The 4,578-nt window shown below is 66.9% G+C and carries 6 protein-coding genes and 1 pseudogene; 4 read left to right on the forward strand and 3 right to left on the reverse strand.

Going from position 1 to position 4,578, the window contains the following annotated elements; genetic code table 11:
* The first annotated feature begins 143 nt into the window (after positions 1 to 143).
* A protein-coding gene (locus tag ACFV3R_RS34450) for an IS5 family transposase (protein WP_385591476.1) occupies positions 144 to 964 on the forward strand; the annotation gives its coding sequence in 2 pieces (ribosomal slippage) (positions 144 to 492 and positions 492 to 964; 822 coding nt in all).
* Positions 965 to 1,691: 727 nt separating this feature from the next.
* On the opposite strand, the gene ACFV3R_RS34455 is transcribed toward ACFV3R_RS34450, so the two are convergent.
* A complete protein-coding gene (locus tag ACFV3R_RS34455; protein WP_385591478.1) occupies positions 1,692 to 2,150 on the reverse strand; it encodes a hypothetical protein in 459 nt (152 codons plus the stop codon).
* A gap of 244 nt (positions 2,151 to 2,394) precedes the next feature.
* Here ACFV3R_RS34455 and ACFV3R_RS34460 point away from each other — a divergent pair, with 244 nt between their 5' ends.
* Positions 2,395 to 2,637 (forward strand): transposase, encoded by a 243-nt coding sequence (locus ACFV3R_RS34460; RefSeq protein ID WP_385591483.1) that lies wholly within the window; start codon positions 2,395 to 2,397, stop codon positions 2,635 to 2,637.
* A gap of 182 nt (positions 2,638 to 2,819) precedes the next feature.
* Here the strand turns inward: ACFV3R_RS34460 and ACFV3R_RS34465 are convergent, their stop codons facing one another.
* Together ACFV3R_RS34465 and ACFV3R_RS34470 are read right to left on the reverse strand one after the other, a co-directional pair.
* On the reverse strand, positions 2,820 to 3,536 hold the full coding sequence (locus ACFV3R_RS34465) for a class I SAM-dependent methyltransferase (protein ID WP_385591480.1): 717 nt from the start codon (positions 3,534 to 3,536) through the stop codon (positions 2,820 to 2,822).
* Between the two features lie 112 nt (positions 3,537 to 3,648).
* Positions 3,649 to 3,786, reverse strand: a complete 138-nt coding sequence (locus ACFV3R_RS34470; RefSeq protein WP_385591488.1) for a hypothetical protein — start codon at positions 3,784 to 3,786, stop codon at positions 3,649 to 3,651.
* Here ACFV3R_RS34470 and ACFV3R_RS34475 point away from each other — a divergent pair.
* Positions 3,770 to 4,192 (forward strand): annotated as a pseudogene (locus tag ACFV3R_RS34475) (Tn3 family transposase); the annotation flags it as partial. The gene ACFV3R_RS34470 and the pseudogene ACFV3R_RS34475 overlap by 17 nt on opposite strands.
* Before the next feature lie 77 nt (positions 4,193 to 4,269).
* Positions 4,270 to 4,578: transposase (locus ACFV3R_RS34480; RefSeq protein ID WP_385591485.1), on the forward strand; the 309-nt coding region annotated here is incomplete at its 3' end.

Consider the following 4,578-nt stretch of genomic DNA (forward strand, 5'->3'; position numbering starts at 1 on the left):
TGGCGCCGCCGACGCCAACAACAGGCTCGGACCAGCCACTACAAGAGACGAGGCCACCGCCCAAGAGCTGAGGCCTCGTCACGGTAAGCACCGTTACAGTATTAGAAGTCATCTCATTTGGTCGCCTCGGTACGATGTCGTTCATGGTGGGGATCGTTGATCGGCTGGTGCCGGAGGGGTTGTGGGAGCTGTTTCAGCGGGTGGTGCCGGAGGTGCCGTCGCGGCCTCAGGGGGGTGGTCGGCGTCGGCACGGTGACCGGGAGGTGCTGGCCGCGATCATCTTCGTGGCCACGTCGGGCTGCACTTGGCAGCAGTTGCCGTCCGCCGCATTCGGCCCGTCAGGAGCAACCGCCCATCGACGCTTCTCGGAGTGGTCCAAGGCGAGGGTCTGGGCCAAGCTGCACCGCCTGGTCCTGGACGAACTGGGGGCCCGCGGCGAGCTGGACTGGTCGCGATGCGCGATCGACTCGGTGAACATGCGGGCCATGAAAAGGGGGACCTGACAGGTCCGAATCCTATCGACCGGGGCAAGTACGGCTCGAAGATCCACCTCGTCACAGAACGCTCAGGTCTACCCCTCTCCGTTGGTATCAGCGGGGCCAACCTGCACGACAGTCAAGCGCTCATCCCTCTCGTGAAGGGCATCCCGCCGATCCGCTCCCGCCGCGGACGCCGACGGCGCAAGCCCGACAAACTGCATGCCGACAAGGGCTACGACTACAACCACCTGCGCAGGTGGCTACGCGAGCGCGGCATCACCCACCGCACCGCCCGCAAGGGCGTCGAGTCCTCTCAACGTCTGGGCCGCCATCGCTGGACCGTCGAACGCAGCATGGCCTGGCTCGCCGGCTGCCGCCGCCTCCACCGACGCTACGAACGCAAGGCCGACCACTTCCTCGCCTTCACCGGAATCGCCTGCACCCTCGTCTGCTACCGCCGGCTCACCAAACACGATGACTCTTAGAAGTGAGGTGGTGGGCGGTAATGGGTTGGTCGGCGAGCTGGCTGGGGAAGAGCCAGCCCCCGCTGGACCATCCAGGCGACGGTCGCCGGCCGCCGGGCCGACAATGGACGACCGCGCCAGCGCGCGCTGGCCGCCCTGGCCCAAGCCGCGAAGGAAGGAGCGGACATCAGCGTCGCCGCCATCGCCCGCCCCGCTCGCGTCGACCGCACCTTCCTCTACCACCACCGTGACCTCCTCAACCAGATCCACGCCCAGGTCGCCGAGCCGTCCACCATTCCCGGCGGTCGAGGCCCGGCCGTCAGCCGGGCCTCCCTGCAAGCCGATCTGCCGACGGCCGAACTGCCCGGCTCGCCACCCAGGTCCGTCGCCTCGAAGGTCGCCTCAGCGAAGCCCTGGGCAAGCAGGTCTGACGCGAATCCGGGATCGGCGGCCCCAGGACACCGAGCAGTTCAAGCCCGGATCACCGCCCTCGAACAGCAGGTGGTCGACCTGGAGGAAACTCCAGGAGCGCGACGAGACTCTTGCCGCCGTCCGCGCCGCGAACCGCGAGCTCATGCCCCAGCTCAACCGTGGCCGGGATTGATCAAGCAGCCCGTGACCAGCTCAGAACGCCGGGCGCCCGAGGCGGTGACGTGGCACCGCCTCGGCCGTTCACCGGAGGTAGCGAGTCGCTCTGGCACAAGGCTTCAGTGCGGCGTGACTGGCCCGCAGATTCCGCCTGCCGAGGCTACTGGGGGTCGTAGGCCGCCAGTTCCTGGCACTTCGCGCTCGGGCAGTGGCCGAGCTCGCTGTCTTCGACGAAGAGCTCTGTCTTGGTGAAGTCGTGCTGGGAGGTGGTCAGCACCCGGTAGAAGTACCGGTACCCCCCGCCGGGGTTCTTGTAGTAGTACGAGTGGTCACTGGTGGTGCCCTGATCGTCGTGGTAGCTGAAGTGTCCCTCGATAGTCTTGCCGAAGGTCTTCAGGCACTCGCCGTACTTCAGCGGCGAGGTCCTCCTCTCCCGCATGTGGAAGCCGAGGGCTCCCTTGCCTTCGTAGACGTACACGTGAGTCGGGCTGCCGGCAGCCCGCGACTTGCACCCGTCAGACGAAGCAGAAGCGGTCGGCTCCGCAACCGCTTGCGCGGTGGCGGGCATCATCGCCATCAGAACGGCCGCTGCCGTGAACACGGCACGCTTGTTCATCATGACCTCCTTGTCCAGTGCTCAGCACCGAGAGAAATGATCACTGTGATGAACGCCGGATGAGCTTCACAGACACGGGTCCAGCAGATCCTGGTGCCCGTCCTGGCGGACGAGGGCCTGCGCGAGCGGGCCAACCCCCAGGGACGAACCCGACCGGGCCCGCCTCACAGCCCTCCAGGTCGCCGTCCTGACGGCCGCACGCACCCACGGCCTGTCCCGAGTGCTCACCTACCACCAGCGCGTCGCCATGGCCCGCGCGCGTTCGCCGAAACCATTGGCATCAGTGGGGCCAACCTGCACGACAGTCAAGCGCTTATCCCTCTCGTCCTCTCAACGACTGGGCCGCCATCGCTGGACCGTCGAACGCAGCATGGCCTGGCTCGCCGGCTGCCGCCGCCTCCACCGACGCTACGAACACAAGGCCGACCACTTCCTCGCCTTCACCGGAATCGCCTGCACCCTCATCTGCTACCGCCGACTCACCAAATGAGATGACCTCTTACCCGCCCCTCCGCGGCCCCGGCCGCAACGACCACCACCGCTGTATGACTGAGTGCTTCAGTTGGCCAGTCAGCGCTCCAATGGAACATTCCGAGCTCAACGCAGAGCCATTGCTGTGTGACTGACGTGCGGTCGCCTGATTCGGGTGGGGCCTTGCGAGCCCGGCCCGAATCAGCAGAACGGTCGGAACTCCTTGAAGTCCGGCGTCGGCCGCGGGTCGGGCAACCGGTAGGCGCCGGCACGCGGCCGACCGGTGGCCGGGGCGGTGCTTCCGTCGGCCAGAGCACCCGGTACCGGACGCCACCCCAGGTTGGTCTCGAAGTACGCCACGGCAGAGCCGACCGATGGCCACCAGACATCGTCGAGCAGCACGACGCCGCCAGGTCGGACGATCTCGCTCAGGAAGTGGAGGTCGACGAACACGTTGTGGAAGTGGTGGCTGCCGTCGACGAACGCCGCGTCCGCGGTGAAGCCTGCGTCGGCCAACCGAGCGAGGAACCGCTGCGATGGTTCGGTCACCAGCTCGACGATGTCGTCCAAGCCGCCGCTGCGCAGCAGCTCCCACCCGACACCGTCGTACGCCGTGAACTGGAACGGGTCGATCACCACATGCCGCAGGTTCCGAGCACCGGTACGCAGCAGCGCCTCGCTGATCGCCAGAGCCGAACTGGCATAGCCAAGCCCCACCTCGACGACCGTGCCGGCTCGCTCGTCCACCAGGAGGTCACGTACCTGATCACAGTCGTGCTCCGGCAGCGTGACGGTGGCGAAGTCCGGAGCCCCATCGGGACGTCGGGGCGGCCCGTGTTCCGCTAGCTCGCGGCGTACGGCGGCCACTCGATCCGGCCACTGGCCTGCGACTCCATCCGGTTGCACGATCGAGTTCACCAGGACACTCCTTCAGACTGAGGGCACGGGACGTGACCAACTGTGCCACTCAGAGCAGCCAACTGAAGCGCTCAGTCACACGGTGGGGTCGCCGCAGCCGAGGCCGGGGTCACTACAGCTCGAAATCCAGGTGTTCCAGGCGGATGTAGGACCTGTCCACCTCGGTGGTCGCGCTGCTGGTGTCGGAGATGTGCAAGATCGGTCTGGCCGCAGTGGTGAACCCCGGCTTCGAGGTGTTCGACTTGTTCAAGATCCTCGGCTACAACTTCAGTCCGCGCTTCCGCGGCCTGGTCGACCAGCGGTTCTGGCGGGCAACGATGCCCGGCGTCGAGATTGGCATCTACGGCGCCCTGGACAACCTTCCCGCAACCGGCGTGAACCTGAACAGGGTGATCACGCACTGGCCGGACATGCTGAAGGTCGCCGGTTCCCTGGTCACCAACCAGGTCCGCGCCTACGACCTGCTGCGCATGTTCGGACGCGACGGGCGCCCGACTCCGCCGGGTGCCACGTTCGCGGAGTACGGGCGGATCGCGTAGACCGAGCACCTGCTGCGGGTGGTCGACCCGGTCGACGACACCTACCGGCGGCAGATGAACCGGCAGCTCACCGTGCCGGAGTCCCGCCACAAGCTGGCCCGGGAAGTGTGCCACGGCTAGTACTGCAATGGTGCTTACCGTGACGGTTTGTCGGGTTCGCTCGTTGGGCTGTTCATGGGTGGGGCATATCCGAGATCGATGCTCGTTGCTGGTCGGACGGGCTGGCGGGGTTGCACGAGCGGTTTGCCCATCGGTTCGCGCGGAGCAAGTCGCGGGAGTCGGTGCTGGCCTACATGAGGGGTCTGCTGTCGCCGCTGGAACGCAAAAACGGCTGGACGGTGGCCGAGGAAGCCGGCCATGGCGGCCCGGACCGGGTCCAGCGGCTGCTGAACCGGATCGACTGGGACGCGGACGGGGTGCTCGACGACGTGCGCGAGTACGTCGTCGAGCACCTGGCGGATCCGGGTGGCGTGCTGATCGTGGACGACACCGGGTTCCTGAAG

This window comes from Streptomyces sp. NPDC059740, assembly GCF_042733155.1.
Classification (GTDB): Bacteria; Actinomycetota; Actinomycetes; order Streptomycetales; family Streptomycetaceae; genus Streptomyces.